Source organism: [Actinomadura] parvosata subsp. kistnae, from assembly GCF_900323885.1.
Taxonomy (GTDB): domain Bacteria; phylum Actinomycetota; class Actinomycetes; order Streptosporangiales; family Streptosporangiaceae; genus Nonomuraea; species Nonomuraea composti.
In genome coordinates this window covers 1085326-1105173 of the sequence record NZ_OOHJ01000015.1, presented here as the reverse complement: position 1 = coordinate 1105173, position 19848 = coordinate 1085326, and the positions used below count along the sequence as shown (strand labels likewise).

General features: G+C 70.1%; 16 protein-coding genes. 8 read left to right on the top strand and 8 right to left on the bottom strand.

All coding sequences use genetic code 11. The features are described 5' to 3' along the window. Nucleotides 1-155: 155 nt before the first annotated feature. The 3 genes from KIS93_RS19730 to fxsA all read right to left on the bottom strand — a co-directional run bounded on the left by KIS93_RS19730 (nucleotide 156) and on the right by fxsA (nucleotide 5346). Nucleotides 156-1244, bottom strand: a complete 1089-nt coding sequence (locus KIS93_RS19730; RefSeq protein ID WP_080036213.1) for a hypothetical protein — start codon at nucleotides 1242-1244, stop codon at nucleotides 156-158. 34 nt (nucleotides 1245-1278) lie between these two features. Continuing rightward, nucleotides 1279-4926 carry an FxSxx-COOH system tetratricopeptide repeat protein gene (gene fxsT, locus KIS93_RS19725; protein WP_186404329.1) on the bottom strand — a complete coding sequence of 1216 codons (3648 nt, stop codon included), beginning with the start codon at nucleotides 4924-4926 and terminating at the stop codon, nucleotides 1279-1281. 234 nt (nucleotides 4927-5160) lie between these two features. Next, complete coding sequence (fxsA, locus tag KIS93_RS19720) at nucleotides 5161-5346, bottom strand: FxSxx-COOH cyclophane-containing RiPP peptide (RefSeq protein WP_155126273.1); 186 nt, start codon at nucleotides 5344-5346, stop codon at nucleotides 5161-5163. Nucleotides 5347-5457: 111 nt separating this feature from the next. Between fxsA and KIS93_RS19715 the strand changes: the two genes are divergently transcribed. The 4 genes from KIS93_RS19715 to KIS93_RS19700 all read left to right on the top strand — a co-directional run bounded on the left by KIS93_RS19715 (nucleotide 5458) and on the right by KIS93_RS19700 (nucleotide 10618). Beyond that, nucleotides 5458-6714: an FxsB family cyclophane-forming radical SAM/SPASM peptide maturase gene (locus KIS93_RS19715; protein ID WP_080036216.1), complete on the top strand. Its 1257-nt coding sequence runs from the start codon at nucleotides 5458-5460 to the stop codon at nucleotides 6712-6714. Between the two features lie 29 nt (nucleotides 6715-6743). Then, complete coding sequence (locus tag KIS93_RS19710; RefSeq protein ID WP_186404328.1) at nucleotides 6744-8045, top strand: HEXXH motif domain-containing protein; 1302 nt, start codon at nucleotides 6744-6746, stop codon at nucleotides 8043-8045. 36 nt (nucleotides 8046-8081) lie between these two features. Continuing rightward, nucleotides 8082-9356: a cytochrome P450 gene (locus KIS93_RS19705; RefSeq protein WP_080036218.1), complete on the top strand. Its 1275-nt coding sequence runs from the start codon at nucleotides 8082-8084 to the stop codon at nucleotides 9354-9356. A gap of 74 nt (nucleotides 9357-9430) precedes the next feature. Next, nucleotides 9431-10618, top strand: a complete 1188-nt coding sequence (locus tag KIS93_RS19700) for a hypothetical protein (RefSeq protein WP_230465918.1) — start codon at nucleotides 9431-9433, stop codon at nucleotides 10616-10618. Nucleotides 10619-10624: 6 nt separating this feature from the next. On the opposite strand, the gene KIS93_RS19695 is transcribed toward KIS93_RS19700, so the two are convergent. Next, entirely contained in the window at nucleotides 10625-11656 is a 1032-nt protein-coding gene (locus tag KIS93_RS19695; protein ID WP_080036219.1) for a copper resistance D family protein, read from the bottom strand. Beyond that, entirely contained in the window at nucleotides 11653-12276 is a 624-nt protein-coding gene (locus tag KIS93_RS19690; protein ID WP_080036220.1) for a copper resistance CopC family protein, read from the bottom strand. The genes KIS93_RS19695 and KIS93_RS19690 overlap by 4 nt, the downstream gene beginning before the upstream one ends. A gap of 51 nt (nucleotides 12277-12327) precedes the next feature. Here KIS93_RS19690 and KIS93_RS19685 point away from each other — a divergent pair, with 51 nt between their 5' ends. Continuing rightward, a complete protein-coding gene (locus KIS93_RS19685; protein ID WP_168013781.1) occupies nucleotides 12328-13098 on the top strand; it encodes a class I SAM-dependent methyltransferase in 771 nt (256 codons plus the stop codon). Here the strand turns inward: KIS93_RS19685 and KIS93_RS19680 are convergent. Further along, nucleotides 13055-14044 carry an AurF N-oxygenase family protein gene (locus KIS93_RS19680; RefSeq protein WP_080036222.1) on the bottom strand — a complete coding sequence of 330 codons (990 nt, stop codon included), beginning with the start codon at nucleotides 14042-14044 and terminating at the stop codon, nucleotides 13055-13057. The genes KIS93_RS19685 and KIS93_RS19680 overlap by 44 nt on opposite strands. Nucleotides 14045-14135: 91 nt before the next feature. Further along, nucleotides 14136-14735 carry a TetR/AcrR family transcriptional regulator gene (locus KIS93_RS19675; RefSeq protein ID WP_080036223.1) on the bottom strand — a complete coding sequence of 200 codons (600 nt, stop codon included), beginning with the start codon at nucleotides 14733-14735 and terminating at the stop codon, nucleotides 14136-14138. Nucleotides 14736-15025: 290 nt separating this feature from the next. Between KIS93_RS19675 and KIS93_RS19670 the strand changes: the two genes are divergently transcribed. The 3 genes from KIS93_RS19670 to KIS93_RS19660 are packed head-to-tail and all read left to right on the top strand — an operon-like array spanning nucleotide 15026 to nucleotide 18713. Continuing rightward, on the top strand, nucleotides 15026-16192 hold the full coding sequence (locus tag KIS93_RS19670) for an acyl-CoA dehydrogenase family protein (RefSeq protein ID WP_080036224.1): 1167 nt from the start codon (nucleotides 15026-15028) through the stop codon (nucleotides 16190-16192). Continuing rightward, nucleotides 16189-17211, top strand: coding sequence for an acyl-CoA dehydrogenase family protein (locus KIS93_RS19665; protein WP_080036225.1), 1023 nt, complete (start codon nucleotides 16189-16191; stop codon nucleotides 17209-17211). The genes KIS93_RS19670 and KIS93_RS19665 overlap by 4 nt, the downstream gene beginning before the upstream one ends. Then, on the top strand, nucleotides 17211-18713 hold the full coding sequence (locus KIS93_RS19660; RefSeq protein ID WP_080036226.1) for an AMP-binding protein: 1503 nt from the start codon (nucleotides 17211-17213) through the stop codon (nucleotides 18711-18713). The genes KIS93_RS19665 and KIS93_RS19660 overlap by 1 nt, the downstream gene beginning before the upstream one ends. Here the strand turns inward: KIS93_RS19660 and KIS93_RS19655 are convergent. Then, nucleotides 18680-19795, bottom strand: coding sequence for a C45 family autoproteolytic acyltransferase/hydrolase (locus tag KIS93_RS19655; RefSeq protein ID WP_222107529.1), 1116 nt, complete (start codon nucleotides 19793-19795; stop codon nucleotides 18680-18682). The two genes, KIS93_RS19660 and KIS93_RS19655, sit on opposite strands and share 34 nt — an antisense overlap. Between the last annotated feature and the right edge of the window lie 53 nt (nucleotides 19796-19848).

The following is a 19848-nucleotide window of genomic DNA, read 5'->3' as shown; positions in this document are numbered from 1 at the left end:
GTTCCCGTGCCGAAAGATCTCATGCGGGGCTCACCGACCCGTGAGTCACGCGATCTGCTGAATTCGGACCGCGGGGAAATCAAGTTTAGAAGACAACGCGCGCCGCGGCCATTGTTATGCGGTCAGCTGTCTGCATACTCCAGGTTTCACTGTCATCACCCCTGCTCAGAGGCGAAGGGGAAGTCGTCGGGTATTTGCGTGAACGTTTCATTTCGGCGCAGTCCCGCCAGCAGATCACGCAGCCGTTTTTCCGCCGCGTGAACGGCGGGCTGCCTAAGCGTCACGCCGACCAGCAGGTCGCCTTCGCGCCCGATGCGGTAGACGTAGACGGCTCCCTCCTGGACGTCGAGGACCAGCCGGTCGAGTGGCTGCCGCACGATGGTCCTGACCGCATGGGTGAGCTGGGCCAGTTCCTGCCGCATCTCGCCGCCCAGGCTCTCGTAGAGCTTTCTGCGCGTTTCCGTGGCGATGTTGTAGAACCATTGCGACAACCTGGGCGAGCCGAGCACGTCGGCCGAGGCGCAAAATGTGTAGTCACGGAAAAGTGCCGCATAGTGGAGGTCGTCCGCATTAACGGCTGTTGCGCAGAGCTTGATGAACGCGGCATGCACGTCGTCCGGGCAGCTTTCGCCCCTGCGCTGCTCCAGCGGCTCGGCGGGCACGTCGATCGGAGTGACTGTCACGTCCTTGAGTCCGCCGGGCATCTCGTCGGACAGGCCGTAGATGTCGGTCCTGACGGTCGTGACAGCGACCGATGTCAGAGTGTCCATGTCGTCGGCCGACTCGGGGTGCAGCGTGGCCCCCACGAGGTACTGGTCGGGGCGGACGCGGTGGCACGACAGCGCCCCGTCCGCCGAGGCGATCAGGGTCCGCATCAGGTCGCCCGACTTGAGGTCGGCGAGCATCCTGTCGAACCGCTCTGTGCAGATCACCAGGTGACGGCAGGCGCTCTGGTGGTCGGCGCGCAGCTCGTCCGGCGTACGACCGCCGTAGCGTGATCTGCATGCCTCGTGATCGAACACGTCCAGGGAGAAGTCGAAGAAGCCGGTGCCGAAGTGAGTGAGATAGTGCAGTTCGGGTCGGCTGCCGAAGGCCGTGCCGCAGTAGGCGAGCAGCGGCTCGTAGCCGGCCTCGGGCGACTCGATGTGGGGCGCCCGGGACACCGACAGAACCTGGGCCAGGGGGTGGTTGCCGAACCCGGGGGATTCCTCCCACCGGCCGGCGAACGCGCTGTCGGGGCTCATGCCCGTCTCCCTTCTGGATCCTGATTCCGGCGGCTCACAGTGCCGGTACCTCGACGTCGATGTCGCGACGGCCGTCCGTGTGCGCCGCGGGCCGGGGACGCGCGAGGCGGGCCTGGGTGTCGGCGGCATTCGCCCTCGTGATCCTCGTGTACATGTGATCGGCACCGAGCATGTCAGTGAAGCGCAGGCATGCGTCCCGCTCCAGGTTGAACGCCTGGTCCAGCTCGTCGAGCCGGACCAGGGTGCCGGCGTGATTGACCGCCGCGGCCAGCGCGTACGGGTGGCGCGGCCCCAGATTGCGCAGCAGCCACTCGTGACTGACCTGCCCCAGCCGGCGGGACCGCTGCAGGTCGCCGATGCCGCGCAGGTAGACGGCCAGGCTCATCTGGCAGACGTTGGTGAAGGGGTGCTCGCCGAACGTCTTCCTGAAAGTGTCGAGACAGGCGCTCGCCTCGGTCACCGCGTCCTGAGGCTGCTGCTGGGCGTAGAGGTCGGCTGCCAGGCTGTGCTGGCACATAAGCGTGAAGAGGTGGCCGGGGCCGTGAAGCTCGCGTAGGTCTCCGATGAGCGCCTTGTCCCGATAGAGCGCTTCGAACGAGTTGCCCAGCATGCGCTCGGTGACCGCCAAACCGCTCTCCACCCGCAGGGCCACAGGGCTGCTGATCTGCGACGGTTCCTTCTCGATGAAGCTCAGGTAGCTCTGAATCTCCTTGAGCACACGGTAGGAGCCCTGGTAGTCGCCCGAGTCACGCAGATAACTGGCCAGGTTGCATTTCGTCCACAACGCCTCGGGATCGTACTCGCCGAACATCTTGGTACGGCGCTTGACGCGATCTTCAGCGAGCCTGATCGCTTCACGCGAGTCGCCTCTGAGGCTGTAAGAGACGGCCAGGTTGTTCATGGCCCTGCCGGTGAGTGAGTGGTCGGCGCCGTAGATCTCCCTGAGCCCCTTGAGCGCCGCGTCGTCCCAGGTGTACGCCTCGTCGAACCCCCCGAGCGTGCGCAGCGCGACGGCGTGATCCATCGCGGTGATCAGTGTCCGGGGGTGCTTCGTGCCCAGGCTCCTGGCCTGGTCGCGTAGCGCTGCGGCGGCGAGGTCCGCCGCCTCACGGTGCTCGCCGAGCTGGCGGTAGGCGTTGGACAGCTCGATGCGCAGCTCGGGCAGCCCGGTGTGGTCATCCGAGTTCTCCCACTGCGTTCTGGCGGCGTCGCCGATCTGACGTGCCGCCCGCCTGCCGCTGTAGTCCTCCCTGCGCAGCAGGTACCGCATCTGGTTGATCACCCAGGTGCGGACGAGCGGGTCGGAGCTGGCTGTGGCGCCGGACGGGAAGACATGGGCGGCGAGCCCGGCGTACACCGGTCGGCCGGGCGGGCCGGCTGTGATGTCCTCGGGAGCGTACACGGCCAGCGCCCGTAGGATCTCGGCGTTGCGCGCGTGCCGCTCTTCTGCGGACATACGATCGCGGATGAGGGTCTGGATCAGCCGGTGCATGCGCAGCGGATCGTGCCGGCCCAGGTCGACGCGCGCCAGCCCGTGCCGGTCGATGCTGCGCAGCACGACGTCGGTCATGGTCGGGTCGGCCAGCCTGGCGTCGACGGCAGCCATGCCTTCGCGTACTTGCGGGGAGCGCAGGAACCGCAGGTCGATACCTTCGGGCGAGAGGAAGGCGCATGCTTCGGCCAGCCAGACGGCGGCACCGTGGCCGCGATCGCTTCGCAGGCTGGCCAGGGCCAGCTCCACGGTGATCCGATGGGCGGGCTCGTCCTGCGAGGCAGAGGCCGGCGGCCGGTTGGCCTCCTGTTCGAAGAGCACGAGGAAGTGGGACGCGGCGCTGTGCGCCGCTTCGCCCTCCGAGAGGTTGAGCTTCACACGCCTGGTGGCGGCCTCGCGGCGCAGCCAGGCGGCGGCGAGTTGGACGGCGATCGGCAGCCTCGCGGCGATGTCGCAGACCTTGCGCGCGTCGTCGTCACCGATGCAGGGAACCCAGGTCTTCACCAAGGCCGCACCCTCGTCCAGAGTGAAGCGCTCCACCGGAACGGTGTGCATCGGAACAGGCCAGTCGTTCCTGCGTGAGGTGACGATCACATGACCGTACGGGGAGTCGCCGGGAAGGAGATCCCGCAACTGTACGGGGTGGTCCACGTCGTCATAAACGAGCAGCCATCTCGAGACCTCACCGGAGACCAGATGGCTGAGAGCCGCCCGCGCGGCATCGCCGCCGGTGGGCAGTCCCAGTGTGGCCGACAGGGCGCTGAGCCCCGCCCGGGCGGCGCCCAGGGTGCTGCCCGACACCCACCACACCAGGTCGTAGGCGCCCCCGAAGCGGTGGGTGTACTCCAGCGCAATCTGCGACTTGCCCAGCCCAGCGTCACCTGTCAGCAGGCAGCGACGGTCCTCGTGGCCGATCAGGTGGTCGCGGACCTGATCGATGAGCTCGTCCCTGCCGACGAAGGCCGGATTCCTGCCGAGCGTGTTGGACACTCCAGGCCGGCGCGGGAAGCGAGCTGTGCCCACCTCCAGTGAGATGGCGAGCGACGGGCTGGTCAGATGGAGCCGGCGGCGCAGCTCGGCGGCAGCCGACTCCTCCGTCAGCCCGCGCAGATCGATGGACTGGTCAGCGTCGAGCGCCTCGGGAAATGCGGCGTCATCGACGCGGACCTGCCACACGTTCGAGGGCCGGGCTCCGTGATCGGAAGGCAGCAGCGAGCTCAGGCGCCTGGCCGTGCGGTCGTCCAGCGGAGGCGGGGAGACGACCAGGATCGCCTGGTTGCGACGGGGCGGCTCGAGCGGCGTGGACTGGTCGAGGCGCGTCAAGGTGACCTGAACGCCGCTCTGCTCCACGCAGGCGCCGGTCCATTCGGCCCAGTCACGGTAGGGCGGGGTGTAGAGGACCGTAACGCTGGCCAGCGCGGTGAAGCGGCCGTCGGTGAGCACTTCGGCCAGCCGCTCGTAGGCCTGGCGCAGGCCGCCCGCCCGGTCGGGAGGCTCGTTGATCACCGCCAGGGTCTCGGAGAAGTAGTAGTCGACCTGGTACGGGATCTCCTGCGCTGGGATCGAGGAGTCGGCGAGCGCGGAGAAGCGCTGGTGGCTCAGCTCTCTGGCGTCGCGCAGCGCGATGTGGCCGCCGAGGTCCACTCTCATCGGCAGCGGCATGATCCTGACGGGCCGCAAGGCGGTCGCGTGAATGCGCTCGACGGCGGTGACGGTCTCCTCGATGGCCTGGGGGCTGAGCGTGTGGCAGACGACGATCATGTCCGACAACCGGGCCGCGAGCGTGATGGCGGCGGAGTCGGTCCCCCGCGCTCCGTCGATGAGGACGTAGTCATAGCCAGCGGCGCGTATGGTCGCGCGCAACTGTTCGGCCGCCGCCGGGTTGACGGCGCTTCCGAGGACGGGCGCGGGGGCGGAGCCGTAGCTCAGGAAGTCGAAGCCGCCCTCGCGCTCCATCGTCTCCAGGCTGATCCGGGTGGTGCCGGCCATCAGGTCCGCGAGACGGTCCTCAGGCTCCTGCGGCGAGGAGTCCCATCGATCGATGAGATCGGTGAGCGTCGCCGTGGGCGCGGGGTTCTCGTCGCTGGTCAGCCTGCGCAGGTAGCGGGGGGTTCCGGCGCCGTCGGCGTCGATGACCAGCACGCGCAAGCCCTCGTTGGCGAGGAGCACGGCGAGGTTGGCCACCGCCATCGTGCGACCGATACCCTCACGGACGGAATAGAACGTGACAATGACGCCACCAGGTTGCCCGGAGGCGCCGGAATCACCGGATCCGATCACCATTGATGCTCAATCTCTCAATCCCGTTGCTACTTTCACACGCTTCACAGGGATCAACGAACGGATCATCGCGCTGACCACTAAGGAGGACAACGATAGTATGGCGAACGCCTCGAATGGTCTTTGCTCTCCGAGCTTACGCGGTTACTCCCACTGCGCCGCGCTCGACTGGTGCTGAACGAAGAAAGACTCTTCATCTCCGCTGAGTTCGCGGAAGATCCGTTCCAGAGAAGAGGCGAACACCGATTCGGGAAGTGCGGCGATGCTCTCGAGGTCAAGGCCGCTGAGGTCCACGAGATCGGGGCGGAGCTCTATGTCCGGATCTTCCATACGGGCGTCACCGTCCCGGCTGCAGCGCATGGCTTGGGAGGGTAATCGTACACAAATCTCGACGATCAGTCTTGACCTTCGTGAACTATATCCAACAACATTTACTCCTACATGAGTGACGTGGGGGTGCAGGTGTCAACCAATCGGGATGCACTGGCACACAATTCGCTTTTTGAATGGCCGTATTCGCTGAACATGGAGGCCTTGCTGGCCCGAGGGTGGAGACCGGTTCCCTTCCACGACTTCATCCTGAAGATCCACGCGAGATGCGACCTGTCCTGCGACTACTGCTACATGTACCGGTCGGCCGATCAGGGCTGGCGCGAGCGGCCCAGGGTCATGTCGCCCACCGTCGCCTCACAGGCGGTGAGCCGCATCGGCGAGCACGTGCGTACCCATGTCCTGAGCGGCGTCAATGTCACGCTTCATGGTGGTGAGCCGCTGCTCGCAGGGCCCGAGCTGATCACGCATGTGGTGCGGGCGGTCCGCCGCGAGACCGGAGGCGCCACCGCGCGGATCCAGATCCAGACCAACGGCGTCCGGCTGACGGAGACGTATCTGCGACTGTTCGACCAGCTCGACGTACGGGTGGGGGTGAGCTTGGACGGTGACCGCGCCGCGCACGACGCGCACCGCCGGGACGCCGGCGGACGGGGCAGTTACGACGCCATCAGCCGGGCACTGCGCCGGCTCGCCGGCGGATCCTTCGCTCATCTGTACGCTGGACTGCTGTGCGTGGTCGATCCCCGTCGTGATCCCATCGCCACTTACGAGGCGCTGCTGACCTTCACCCCGCCGTCCGTCGATTTCCTGCTGCCGCACGGTAACTGGTCGGCTCCGCCGCCGCTCAGGCAGGAAGGCTCGCCGCGCCGTCCCTACGGAAAGTGGCTGATCGCCGTCTTCGACCACTGGTACGACGCTTCGCGTAAGCTCACCAGGATCCGTCTTTTCGAGGAGATCATCAACGGGCTGCTGGGCGGCACCCCGCACGCCGAATCGCTGGGGCTCGAACCTGACCGCATCGTCGTCGTCGAGACCGATGGGGCGATCGAGCGGTCGGATGCGCTGAAATCTGCCTACGAGGGCGCCGCCGCGACGGGGCTGAACGTCGTGGACGCGTCTTTCGACGACGCGCTGCGGCTGCCCGTCGTCGCGGGCGGCCAGCTCGGCTACGAAGGGTTGTCGAAGACCTGCAGGGCCTGCGCGATCGCGCGAGTCTGTGGCGGCGGGATGTACGCACACCGGTACCGGCGGGGCAGCGGGTTCGCCAACCCGTCCGTGTACTGCGCGGACCTCTACCTCCTGATCGGCCACATCAGGCGACGGGTGGCTCGTGACGTCGTGGCGCTGCGCGCGGGCCTGAGATGACTCCGGCAGCCCACCTCATGCCGTCGCGGATGTTCGACGCCCTTTCCAGGGACGAGAGCGACACCGAGGCCCTCAGCCTGTTGCAACGTTCGCAGTACAGCAAGCACCTGCTGCTGCTGAGAACCCTGCTGGAGGAGACACGCCGCCGCGGGCATCCGCAGGCGAGCGCTGTGAGTGACGCCTACGTGCTGCTCACCGAGGTCCAGAAGCGGGCACCCGCGGCCGTGGAGAGCGTGATCAGGTACCCGGCGGTGGGTGCGTGGGCGCTGCGCGTGCTGTGGCACCTGCTGAACGGCCATCCGCCGGAGGCGTGCGGCGCGGCGCAACCGCGGCGGCTGGCGGCCCTGGCGGTCAGCGCGGCCGTCCGGGGCGGCGTGGAGTTGACCGCCCGCATGTGGACGGAGGGCGCATCGCTGAGCCTGCCCTCGGTGGGGCGCGCGATCTTCCAGGGCGCCGGCGAAGGAACGCCTGTACGGGCGCGTGTCCGCGATGGGAGCGTGGAGTTCACCGTCGGCCGCGAGCGAGTGACGGTGCCGACCGGTGCGCGGCCCGTGCGCCTCTCGTCGTCCCTCTCCGGGTGGGAGGGCGTGCGCATGCTCCCGCTGGGTCGCGGGCTACGCATCGACGACACCGACCCGTTCAGGTTCCTGCCCGGGGCGCGGCAGCGTGGCAGGCTGCCGGAGGCAGAGATGACCCGGTGGCAGCGTACCGCGGTCGAGGCTAGGCAGTTGCTGGCCGAAAGGCACCACGCGTTGGGCACGGAGGTGGACGAGCTGATCTCCATGTTGGTCCCGCTCGCCACCCGCCGGCGCAGTGTGGTCAGTGCGTCCACACGTGCCGCGTTCGGCTGTGTCGCGCTCTCCCGGCCGCCCGATGCCGTGATCATGGCGGTGACCCTCGCCCACGAGGTGCGGCATGTGAAGCTCGCGGCGCTGATGGATCTGGTCCCCCTGGTCGAGAGCGCGCCCCCACGGTACTACGCGCCCTGGCGGGACGACCCCCGTCCGCCGCTGGGGCTGCTGCACGGCACGTACGCCTTCACCGGCGTTGCGGCGTTCTGGAGCAGGCAGCGCCACGCGGAGACGAGCCCGCGCGCCGCTCTGAAGGCCCACACCGAGTTCGCCCGCTGGCGGCAGGCGGCCATGGAGACCGTACAGCTCCTGGCGGAAGGCGGGCATCTCACGCCGCTGGGGCGCGGCTTCGTCGCTGGCCTGGCCGGCACCCTGCGGGAGCTGTGCGAGCAGAGCGTGCCCTCCGAAGCGCTGGCCAGAGCACGCAGGGCCGCCGCGCTTCATCGGGCGCGCTGGCGGGAGCGCAACGGCGCCGCATGAGTTGCCGCACCACCGGCCCCGGCGCATGCTGGGGAAATGCCTCCGGCGCACCGCCCCGCGGTCGAGATCTTCACCCCGTCCACCTACGACAGCGCCGTCCCGTACGACCTGTTCTCGCAGCTGAGAGAGACCTCTCCGGTCTGCTGGATCCCCGAGCCCGCCATAGGCCCCTGGAAGGAAGGCCCGGGTTTCTGGGCGGTGTTCAGGCATGCCGACGTCAAGCACGTCCTCCGCACCCCGGAGGACTTCTCCTCCCACCTCGGCGCCACCCAGATCCGCGACCCCGACACCCCGGCCGACCTGCGCTTCGTCCAGGTGCAGATGCTGAACATGGACCCACCGGACCACTCCAGGCTGCGCAGGATCGTGGCGGCGGCGTTCACGCCGCGCGCCGTCCGGGCGCTGGAGCGGACGATCGCGCAGCGGGCGGCGGCGCTGTTCGAGGAGGGCGAGTGCGACTTCGTGGAGGTCGCCGCGGACCTGCCGGTGTGGACGCTGGCCCACGTGATGGGCGTGCCGGAGCAGGACAGGCGGCTGCTGTACGACTGGGCGTCGCGGGTGATCGGCTACCAGGACGACGACTACGCGGGCCTGTCCACGGCGGACGTCGAGGCCCTCACCCCGATGGGCCGCCTGGCGCTGGCGGCCAGGCCGGAGCCGAGGCCGGGGGTCAACCCGCGGTCGAGGGCCGCGCTGGCCGACATGTTCGCCTACGCCCACGCCCTGGGGGAGACCCCGGTGGACGGCGAGTCGGTCATGGCGGCGATGCGCAAGGGCGGCCTGACCGAGGCGGAGTTCGAGAACATGTTCTTCCTGTTCGCCGTCGCCGGCAACGAGACCCTGCGCAACGGCATCCCCGGCGGCCTGCTCACCCTGCTCCGGCACCCCGCCGAGCTGGCCCGCCTGCGCGCCGACCCGTCCCTGCTGGGCTCCGCGATCGAGGAGATGTTGCGCTTCTGGCCGCCGGTCATGCACTTCAGGCGGACGGCCACCCGCGACCTCACGCTCGCCGGCCGCGAGATCCGGGCGGGCGACAAGGTGGTGGTCTACCATGCCTCCGCCAACCGCGACCCGTCCGTCTTCCCCGACCCCGACCGTTTCGACATCGCCCGCGAGCCGAACGACCACGTCAGCTTCGGCTTCGGCCCGCACTTCTGCCTCGGCGCCCATCTGGCCCGCGCGCAGTTCCGCTCCCTGTTCAGGGAGCTGCTGAGCTGGGAGGTCGAGCTCGCGGGCACGCCGCGCCGCCTGACCTCCAACTTCCAGAACGGCCTCAAGCACCTGCCGGTACGCCTGCGCAGACCGGCCTGAGCCGCATGGGCCTCGGCCGGGTGGTGCCCCCGCGATCGGGCCGTACGGGGCAGATGACCGTAAGATGCTCTGCCGTGAAGCTTCCAGCATCGTTCAAGAGGGCCGCCGCCTGGGCCCTGCCCTACTGGACTCGCGGCGAGGCGGGCCGCGAGACCCCGCAGGACCTGTTCAGGGTGCTGTACTTCGGCTGGCTGGCGGCGTTCACGCTCAAGGTGCTCGGCTCGGCGTGGGACGTCTCGTGGCACTTCAAGTGGCTGCGTGACGACCTGGCCCCGCCGCACCTGCTCAACTCCGCCGGTACGGCGATCGTCGTCGCCCTGACCGTGATCCACGGTTACACCGGCTACGGCGTCGACAAGGCCGCGCTCAGGCTGATCCAGTGGGGCACCGGCATCTTCCTCGTGGCGGTGCCGCTCGACCTGATCAACCACCGCGTCAACGGGCTCGACATCACCTCGTGGAGCCCGTCGCACATCCTGCTCTACGTTGGAACGTTCTTCATGATCGCGGGCGTGATCCGCGGCTGGTTCGTGGGCGCGCCTCCCGGACGCGAGCGGGTGGTCGTGCTGGGCGCGTTCTTCGCGTTCTTCCTGGAGAACATGCACTTCCCCGAGCAGCACCAGGAGTACGGCATCCTGTCGCTCGGCGCGTGGGACAACGGCGCGACGTACGCCGAGCCGATCCTGCTCCAGTTCGCGGCCGACCAGATGGGGCGGCCGGTCGATCGCACGATGATGGCCGGGTTCACGCTGCCCGTGCCGGACTACCTGTACCCGGTCTACGCCGTGGTGGGGGTGCTGTCGGTGCTGGTCGTGGCCAGGAGGCTGGTCGGCAGGTTCGGCACGGCGACGCTGGTCGCGGCCTCGTACGTGGGGTTCAGGGCGCTGGCCTGGCCGCTGCTGACCTTCACCGGCTTCCCGCCGTCGGCGGTGCCGTTCTTCATGGTCGTCGCCGGGCTGCTGGTCGACCTGGCGTTCCTGGTGCGGGTGCCGGTCGTGCGCGCGGTGCTCGGCGCGGCCGGGGTGACGGCGGGCGCGTACGGCGGGCTGGTCGTGCAGAGCGCGGTCATGGGCTCCGTGTACGGCGCCATCAAGGGCCAGGAGGGCCTCCTGGGAGCGCCCCCGCTGGCCACGCCGTCGGCGGTGTGGGCCGGGCTCGGCCTGCTCGTCGCCTGGCTGGCCATCGAGTGGGCCACGGGCAAGCGCAAGCTGAGGGAGGCCGGGGCCACGGCCCGCCCGGTGGTCGCCCCGGCCGCATCGTAAAGAGGGTCAGGCGATCGAGGCGCGGGTGATCGCGACCGCGACCCCGTACGCCAGCCCCATGATCCCCACCTCGGCCACCGCCCAGCTCGCCAGGGCGGTGGCCCCGCCGCGCCGGATGACGGGCAGCAGCCGGAAGCGGATGTGCGCCGCCAGCGGCACCAGCAGCGCCACCAGCGCCGTCTTGACGATCACCAGCACCCCGTAGTGGCTGGTCACGATGGCGCCGGGCAGGGTCACGCCGGGCGTGAGCGCCATCGTGCCGAGCCCCGTGACGAGCCCGGACAGCGCGACCAGGAGCAGGCACACGGTCGCCATCCTGGAGAACTTCGGCAGCACGACCGCCAGCAGGCTGCTGTGCGGCGCGAGGAAGACGACGGTGGCGAGCAGCCCGCCCGTCCAGGCCGCCGCGCCCATGACGTGGATCTCCATCGAGATCATGATCGGGTCGTGCCAGACGGAGTTCACCGCGTGCCCGGTGACGGGGATGGGCAGCAGCCCGAACAGCGCCACGATGATCCGCAGCTCGGCCGGAACCTTCTCCCCGAACCGCACCGCCATGAGCCCGATCCCGGCCGCCGCCAGCGCGCACGCCGCGCTGAACAGCAGCCCCTGCCCGGTGCCGACGTTCCCGACGTAAGAGGCGATCATCCCGAACGTCGGCACGGCCCCCGGGTTCAGCTCGGCGGTCTGGAAGACGATCGTGACCAGCGCGCAGATCGCCCACGCCCAGGCGGCGAGCACGGCCAGCGGCCGCACCCTGACCATGACCGGCTCGGTGTGCTCCGGCATCTTGAAGCCGAGCAGCTTGGGCAGCAGGCTGAGCCCGACCACGGCCACGGCAGCCACGTCGAGCAGCACGCGGACGATCGGGAGCCCCACCGACACGACGGGGCCGGGCATGGGGATGCCCGGCACGGCCTCCTGAGCGGTGAACGAGCTGGCCGCCACGGCCGCGACGACCGCGCACACGCCGAACGCGCCCGCCACGAGCCGCCCGCCGACCCGCTGCCGGGCCAGGGGAGGAGCGACGGCGGTCACGCGCCCGTCCCCTCGCCGCGGCCCGCCGCGCCGACGCTCCCGTCCGCCGCAGCCGAAGCGGGAGCCGCAGTCGAAGCCGGAGCCGCAGCGGGGGCGGCCCGGCGCAGGGCCACCGCCGTGCCGGCCGCCAGCACGAGCAGCGCGCCCACGATCCACACCACGGCCATCCCGGCCCCGCCGTTGGCGGCCGCCTCTGCGGCGTCGGCGCTGGAGCCCCCCGCCGCCGCCCCGGCCGCGACGCCGGACGCGTCGGCGGCCAGCCGGAAGGTGATCTTCCCGGTGACGGGGTGCCCGTCGGACGACAGGATCCGGTAGCCCACCACGTACGACCCTCCGGCGGGCAGCGGCTTGACCTTCACGCTGACCCGCTCGGCCGCCACCACGGCGCTTCCGTCGGCCCACGAGGACCCGTCGGCCCCCGTCACGCCCACCTGCGCGTACCCCTGACGCACCGCCTGGTCGAACACCAGCGTCACCTGCGAGGGCGAGGCCGCCAGCGTGGCCCCGTCCTTCGGGTCGCTGCCGATCAGTACGTTGTGCGCCTGGGCGGGGGAGTACGTGACCCCCACCGCGACCACGGCGGTGAACGCGAGCAGCAGGACCGTGAGTAGCCGCCTCACAGATCAGAACCTTCCATAAAACACGTTGCGGACCCGTATATGGTCGCATCCGTGGACGACCTGTTCGGCGGCGCGGCACCGTACTACGCCAAATACCGCTCCCGCTACGGCGATCCGGCGATCGAGCACCTGGCGATGACGTTCGGCCAGGACAGCACGGTGCTCGACCTCGGCTGCGGGCCGGGCACGATCGCCATCCCGCTGTCCCGGCGGGTCCGTCAGGTGCTCGCCGTGGACCCCGACGAGGAGATGCTCGCCGAGGGCCGGCGCCTGGCGGGCAAGGCCGGCGGCATCCGCTGGATCAAGGGCGACTCGACGACCCTGCGGGACCTGCCGCCGTTCGACCACGTGGTCATGGGCCGCTCGTTCCACTGGATGGACCGCCGGGCGGTGCTGGCGGAGCTGGACGAGCTGCTGCCGCCGCACGGCGTCGTGGCGCTCGTCGGCCCGACCCGCGAGGACCCTCAGGAGCCCTGGGAGCCGGTCGTGCGGCGGGTGCGCGACGAGTTCGCGGTGAACACCTTCACCGCCTCCAGCTCCTTCCAGGCGACCGGCGAGCACCACGACGAGGTGCTGGCGACCTCGCCGTTCAGCGTCCTCGACCGGGCGCACTACGAGGAGCACCTGCCCTACGACCTCGACGCGGTGATCGGCCTGCAGCTGTCGTACTCGTACTCGGCCCCGGCGCGCCTCGGGGCGCGCAAGGAGGCGTTCGTCGAGGCGGTCAGGCGGGCGCTGCTCGCGGCCAACCCGTCGGGCCGGTGGGAGCGGGTGACGGTCACCGAGGTGCTGACGGCGCGGCGTCCTCCCAGATCCCCATGAGCTGCCAGACGCGCCGGGTCAGCGGGTTGATCAGCCCGATCTCGGCGCACAGCTCGCGCGTCTTGCCGACCGAGTCCCTGATCTCCTGCCGGGCGGCGGGGTTGCGCAGGTAGACCTCGGCCACCACGTTCGCGGGGATCCTGAAGCGGCGGATCATCGGCCCGGGCGGCGCGAGCATGATGCGGGCCATGACGCCGAGGATGACCGGCGAGACGATGCCGAGCAGGAGCCGGCGGTAGGCGGGCATCCGCGGCACCCGGTTGCGCAGGTAATGGCGGGCGAAGGAGATGTGCCTGGCCTCCTCCGCGATGTGGATGCGCATGATCGTCTCTTCTAAGGGGTGGTGCACCCGGCCGTCCTTGAGCAGCCGGCGCTGCACGTGGTCGATCGGGTCCTCGCCGCCGAGCACGAACACGAAGAACAGCTCGGTCGAGATCAGCGGGATCCAGGGCGCCACCTGGGCGATCACCGAGAGCGGCCCCGGCATGCCGCGGACGGGCAGCCCGGTACGGTTCACGAACTCCTGGAACATCATCCCGTGATGCGCCTCTTCGGTGGTCTCGTGGTAGACGTACCGGAACTCGGGGGAGCCGTTCGGCAGGCGGTAGGCGTAGTTGAGCAGGCCGCGCTTGAGCAGGTTCTCGAACTGCAGCCCGATCTTCATGGCGGTGGCCACCCGCCACAGGCCGATCCGCGCGCGTACCTCGGGGGAGCGGCTGAGGTACCAGGGGTGGCCGCCCAGCCGGTCCACCCCGGGCAGCTCCCAGCGCGGATCGGTCTGGTCCACCTGGAACTCGGGGTCGTCCCACGGGATGTCGCGGTACGGCTCCCAGTGCTTGTCCACCGACGCCTTCGAGAGGCGTTCGATGACCGCGCGGTACGCGCTGCGGCTCGCGACCTGCTCGTCACGTTCCCTTGCGGCGGTAGAGCTCGGTGCGGATGTCATCGCGTGCACTCCTCTCCTCGCCCAGTAATTGTACGGAGAATCCAATAAGACTGGGAAGGGTGAGGACCGCAGCTTTCGAGGCGTCATCGGCTCAGAGTCTATCCGCGGGCACCCCCAGCTCTCTCGACGCCGCGGAGCGGATCAGCACGTTGACCCTGCGCCGTGACAACACCTTCGGGTGCGCGTGCGTCTGCACGGCCAGCCCGTCGATGAGCGCGAACAGCCGCCACGTCGTCGCGTCGGGGTCGGGGCACTCGAACTCGCCGCACGCCACGCCGGCCTCGATGATGCCGCGCATCAGCGTGCGGCCCCTGGCGTCGATGCGCCGCGAGGTCTCCTCCAGCTCCTCGCTGCGCATGGCCTCGGACCACGCGTCGATCCACAGCCGCCAGCCCTCGGTGGGGATGGCGGGGGAGCAGAGCCGCAGCAGGGAGCGCAGGCGTTCGGTCGGCGTGCCCGCCGACTGCTCGACGTCGGCCAGCGCGTGGAGATGCTGGCGGGCGGCGTAGCTGAACGCCTGGGCGAACAGCCGCTCCTTGGTCTCGAAGTGGTAGAAGAGCAGGGCTTGGCTGACACCCGCGGCCCTGGCGATGTCCAGGGTCCTCGTGTGCCCGAATCCTTGCTCCGCGATCACCTCGCAGGCCGTTTTCAGCAAATCCTCGCGCCGTAATCGGCTGAAACCTGTTGTCACAGCGAGTAACTCTAACTTCTGATCATTAGTATTTATAGGACAAACCGGGCGTGATCTGTTCTGGTATGAGGAACCCGCGTACGGTACGGATTTCCCGTTCACCGACAGTCACGTTGATCATGGTAACCGCGGCCACCGAATGTGCTTCTGCCGGGGTCCCTCCAACCACCCTCAGTAATCCCTTACCGGCCCCGGCTGGGACGAAACGGGCGCGTATGTCCAGAGCAAAGCTCTGTACGTCCCCGGAGGCGCTGACTAGAGTAAGTGAGCACTGATGCCGAGGAGTCGATGTGAACCTTGCTGAGTATCGGCATGCGGCCGCGCACTGGCTGCGGGAGAACGTTCCGACCGACGACTACCCGGAGGCCGACGGGATCGCCCGGGCCAAGGAGTTCATGGCCAAGCTCTACGACGCCGGATACTCCGGCATCACCTGGCCGAAGCAGTGGGGCGGCCAGGGGCTGACCCAGGCGGAGGAGCGGGTGTTCGCCGAGGAGGCCCGCCACTACGTCCTGCCCACCTACGTCTTCTCGATCGGCCTCGGCATGACCGGGCCGACGATCGTCGACCGGGGCTCCGACGCCCTGCGGGAGCGGTTCGTCCGGCCGCTGCTGCGCGGCGAGGAGATCTGGTGCCAGCTCTTCTCCGAGCCCGGCGCCGGCAGCGACGTCGCCAGCCTGCAGACCAGGGCCGTGCGTGATGGCGACCACTGGATCGTCAACGGCCAGAAGGTGTGGACCTCCGTCGCCCACCACGCCGACTGGGGGCTGCTGCTCGCCCGTACGAACGTCGATGTGCCCAAGCACAAGGGCCTGACCATGTTCGTGATCGACATGCACCACCCCGGCGTGACCGTCAGGCCGCTGAAGGACATGTCCGGCCGGGCCAACTTCAACGAGGTCTTCTTCGACAACGTCCCGATCCCCGACGAGCACCGCGTCGGCGAGGTCGACGACGGCTGGAGCGTGGCCGTCACGACCCTCCTGCACGAGCGGCTGTCGATCTCCGCGGGCGTCGGCATGGGCGGCCAGAAGGACCACCCGGCCTCCGTGGAGGCGCTGCGCCGGGCCCTCGACACCAGCGACCCGCTGGTCCGTGACGAGCTCGTCGAGCTGCACATCCGCACCCGCGCGCTGGCCCTGTTCAACCAGCGGCTCGCCCAGGAGACCAAGGCCGGCCTCTTCCCCGGCGCCCGCGGCAGCGCCGCCAAGCTGCTGCTGGCCGAGCTCACCCTCTACCAGGCCGACCTCGCCACCCGGCTCGCCGGCCCCGAGGCGGCGCTGGCCGACCACCCCCTCGCGCGCGCGATCTCCATGGCGCCCGGCATGGCGCTGGGCGGCGGCACGAACGAGATCATGCGCAACATCGTCGGCGACCGCGTGCTGGGCCTGCCGCCGGAGCCGCGGGTGGACAAGACCGTGCCGTTCAAGGACCTGAAAGTGGGGACGCAGGCGTGAAGCTCGTACTCAGTCAGGAGCAGCAGGAGCTGCGCGCGGCCGTCCGCGACTTCCTGCGCGCCGCCTCCCCGCTGCCCAAGGTCCGCGACGGCTACGACCCGCAGGTGTACGCGCGGCTCAACGGCGAGCTGGGCCTGTCGGGCCTGATCGTCCCCGAGGAGTACGGCGGCGCCGGCGCGGGCCTGTCCGAGCTGGCCGTGGCGCTGGAGGAGACGGGCGCCGCCCTGCTGCCGGGCCCGTTCCTGGCCACCGCGTTCGCCGCGCTTGCGCTGACCCAGGTGCCCGACAAGGAGCTGCAGAGCGGCATCGCCGAGGGCCGCGTCGCGGCCACGCTGAGCACCACCGAGCTGTCCCTCGACGGCGGCGCCGTGAGCGGCACGCTGGCGCAGGTGCTGTCGGGCAGCGAGGCCGACGTGCTGGTGGCGCCCGCCCGCGACGGCGACGCCCCGGTCCTGGTGGCCGTCGAGCTGGCCGGGCCGGGCGTGAGCAGGACCGCGCTGGAGACGCTCGACCTCACCCGCGACCAGGCGACGATCGTGCTGGCCGGCGCGCCCGCCCGCGTCCTCGGCCCCGCCCCGGAGTCGGGCGTCTTCGAACGGGTGTGCGTGGCCCTGGCCGCCGAGCAGCTCGGCGTGATGCGGGCGGCGCTCGACGCCATCGTGGCCTACGCCAAGATCCGCGTCGCGTTCGGCCGCTACATCGGCTCCTACCAAGGGGTCAAGCACAAGCTCGCCGACATGCATTGCAAGCTGGAGCAGGCCGAGTCCATCGTCCGGTACGCCGCCTGGGCCGCCGACGAGTCGCCCGAGGAGCTGCCGGAGGCCGCCGCGCTCGCCCAGGCGTACGTCGGCCGCGCCTGCTTCGAGGTCGCCCGCGACCACTTGCTGCTGCACGGCGGCATCGGCTACACCTGGGAGCACGACGCCCACCTGTTCTACAAACGGGCCAAGGCGGACGAAGTGCTGCTCGGCCCGCCCCGCATCCACCGCGCCCGCCTCGCACAACTGCTGGAGCTTTGATGGACGTCAGCGAGCTGCCGGGCTTCTACGCCATCGCCGCGGCCGACCCCGGCCGCCTGGCCGTGATCGACACCGACGACACCCGCGTCACCTACGGCGACCTGCTCGCCCGCGTCAACCAGGTCTCGCACGGCCTGCGCGCCCGCGGCCTGGTCACCGGGGACGTGGTGGCCGGGGTGCTGCCCAACGGCGTGGACGCGCTGGTCATGGTCATGGCGACCGGGCAGATCGGGCTGTACTACGTGCCGATCAACTGGCACCTGACCGACGCGGAGATCGCGTACATCCTGGGCGACTGCGACGCCAAGGTCGTCGTCACCGGCCCCGACCAGGCCGTGCCCGGCGCCGAGGTCGGCACGGACGGGCTGGCCGAAGGGCAGCCCACCGGCGCGCCCGGCGGGCGGACCGCCGGGGCCGTCATGTGGTACACCTCCGGCACCACCGGCTTCCCCAAGGGCGTGCAGCGCAGGCTGCCCGGCGCCGAGCCCGAGGCGATCGTGCCGCTCTACACGTGGTTCGTCGGCGAGGTCGTGGACCTGAAGCCGGGCGACGACGTGCACCTCGTGACCTCCCCGATGTACCACTCCGCGCCCTGCGCGCACGCCCAGTTCGCGCTGCACCTCGGGCACACCGTCGTGATCACGCCCCGGTTCGACCCGGTGCACATCCTGGAGCTCATCGAGCGGCACCGCGTCTCGAACGCGATGATGGTGCCGACCATGTTCCACCGGATGCTGCAGCTCCCGCCGGACGTCCGCGACAAGTACGACGTGTCGAGCCTGCGCCAGGTCATCCACACCGCCGCCGCCTGCCCCGTCGCCGTCAAGCGGCAGATCATGGAGTGGTGGGGGCCGGTCCTGTACGAGTACTACGGCTCGACCGAGTCCACCATCGCCTTCTCCGTCAAACCGCACGACTGGCTCGCCAGACCGGGCACCGTGGGCCGGCCCGCGCCCACGTTCGAGGCGAGGATCCTCGACGACGCCGGCCAGGAGCTGCCGCCCGGCGAGCCCGGCATGATCTACGTCAAGTCCAGCATGGGCTCCTTCGAGTACCGCAAGGACCCCGCCAAGACCGCCGCCAGCAAGAGAGGGGAGTGGTACGCCCCCGGCGACATCGGCTACCTCGACGAGGACGGCTACCTGTTCCTGTGCGACCGGCGCACCGACCTGATCGTCTCCGGCGGGGTGAACATCTACCCCGCCGAGATCGAGGCCGCCCTGCTGGAGCACCCCGCCGTGGCCGACGTGGCCGTCATCGGCGTGCCCGACGAGGAATGGGGCCACAACGTGGTCGCCCTCGTGCAGCCCGCCGACGGCGTCGAGCCGGGCCCCCAGCTCACGGCCGAGCTGATGGAGCACTGCGGGCCGCGCATCGCCCGGTTCAAGCAGCCGAAGGTGATCGAGTACCGGGCGGCGCTCCCGCGTACCCCCACCGGCAAGCTGTCCCGCTCCAAGGTGCGCGCCGACTACCTCGCCGGGAACACCAGCTCCTCGCTGTAACGCCCGCCCTCACCCAGGTAGAAGCGGGTGGACAAGGTGCGGTCGGCCGTGTCGAAGACGCTGCTCCACAGGGTGCGGAACGGCACGGCCGCGTCCTCCGGCTGCGCGACCGCGCGCATGCTCGCCCGCAGGTCGCCGGCCGACATCGTGGCGCCCTTGCTGCGCTCGTACAACGTGCGCAGCCGGCCGTAGGAGGCGAAGCTCGACCCGGTGTCCTCCGGCAGGTTCATTGGGTCGGGGTGGCGGTGCAGCAGATGGTTCGTGACGCACAGCGGGCCGTCGCCGAACTCGACGATGTGCTCGACGCCGTCCCTGCCGCGCTCCCACACGAACGCCTGCCCGTGTGCGTCGGCCACCAGGTAGTGCAGGGGCATGCCGTGGTCGTACTGCTTGGCGCCCAGCAGCGCCTGCTTGGCCTGGTCGGCGTTCTCGCACGTGTCGATCAGGAAGCGGGGCAGCTGCACGCTGTTCACCCCCACCTGCGGCGCGAAGCTCCGGGGCGGCTCGGCGTTCTCGATGTCGGCGATCAGCAGCATGACGGCCAGGCCCGCCGAGTTGATGCCGTCCATGCAGCCGTCGAGCGCCGACATCGTCAGCACCACCGACGACAGCCCCTCGTCCGGGAGTGTGGTGATCACGTACGGGCGGGAGGCCATGGGCAGCTCGCCCGGCCGCGGCTCGCCGCCCATGATCTCGCTGGTGGTCCCCGGGAAGAAGTCGTAGTTGCGGCCCGCCCGGCCGTGGCCGTCCGCCGCGGCCGACGGCGGGATCCACAGGGCCGAGCAGCCGTACCCCTCGGGGACGTAGCCCTGGTCGTCGAGGACCAGCTCGTCCTGGTCCGGGTCGAGGCCCAGCACCGCCGCGGCGCCGTCCATGCGGGCGTGGTGCTGCGGCCAGTGCCGCTCGAACCAGGCCCTGCGCGCCCGGCCCACCACCGGGTCGATCGGCGCGGGGGACCAGCCGAGCCGGCGCGCCTCCTGCGTGAGGGCCTTGCCGATCTCGTACTGGCCGCCGGTGAGGGTGAGGTGGGTGACGAGCTGGAAGTCGTCCTTGCCGCCTGCCACGCGGGTCATGTTCTTCATGGACGGAAGCCTCGCCCGCCCCGCTGACCGGCCCCTTACCGGCCACTGACCGC

Excerpts from the sequence above, each read along its gene's own strand:
- KIS93_RS19710 (WP_186404328.1), top strand. The coding sequence starts at position 6,744 with ATGTTCGACGCCCTTTCCAGGGACGAGAGCGACACCGAGGCCCTCAGC.
- KIS93_RS19660 (WP_080036226.1), top strand. The coding sequence starts at position 17,211 with ATGGACGTCAGCGAGCTGCCGGGCTTCTACGCCATCGCCGCGGCCGAC.
- fxsT (WP_186404329.1), bottom strand. The coding sequence starts at position 4,926 with ATGGCGGTGGCCAACCTCGCCGTGCTCCTCGCCAACGAGGGCTTGCGC.
- KIS93_RS19655 (WP_222107529.1), bottom strand. The coding sequence starts at position 19,795 with ATGAAGAACATGACCCGCGTGGCAGGCGGCAAGGACGACTTCCAGCTC.
- KIS93_RS19680 (WP_080036222.1), bottom strand. The coding sequence starts at position 14,044 with ATGACATCCGCACCGAGCTCTACCGCCGCAAGGGAACGTGACGAGCAG.
- KIS93_RS19730 (WP_080036213.1), bottom strand. The coding sequence starts at position 1,244 with ATGAGCCCCGACAGCGCGTTCGCCGGCCGGTGGGAGGAATCCCCCGGG.
- KIS93_RS19705 (WP_080036218.1), top strand. The coding sequence starts at position 8,082 with ATGCCTCCGGCGCACCGCCCCGCGGTCGAGATCTTCACCCCGTCCACC.
- KIS93_RS19715 (WP_080036216.1), top strand. The coding sequence starts at position 5,458 with ATGAGTGACGTGGGGGTGCAGGTGTCAACCAATCGGGATGCACTGGCA.
- fxsA (WP_155126273.1), bottom strand. The coding sequence starts at position 5,346 with ATGGAAGATCCGGACATAGAGCTCCGCCCCGATCTCGTGGACCTCAGC.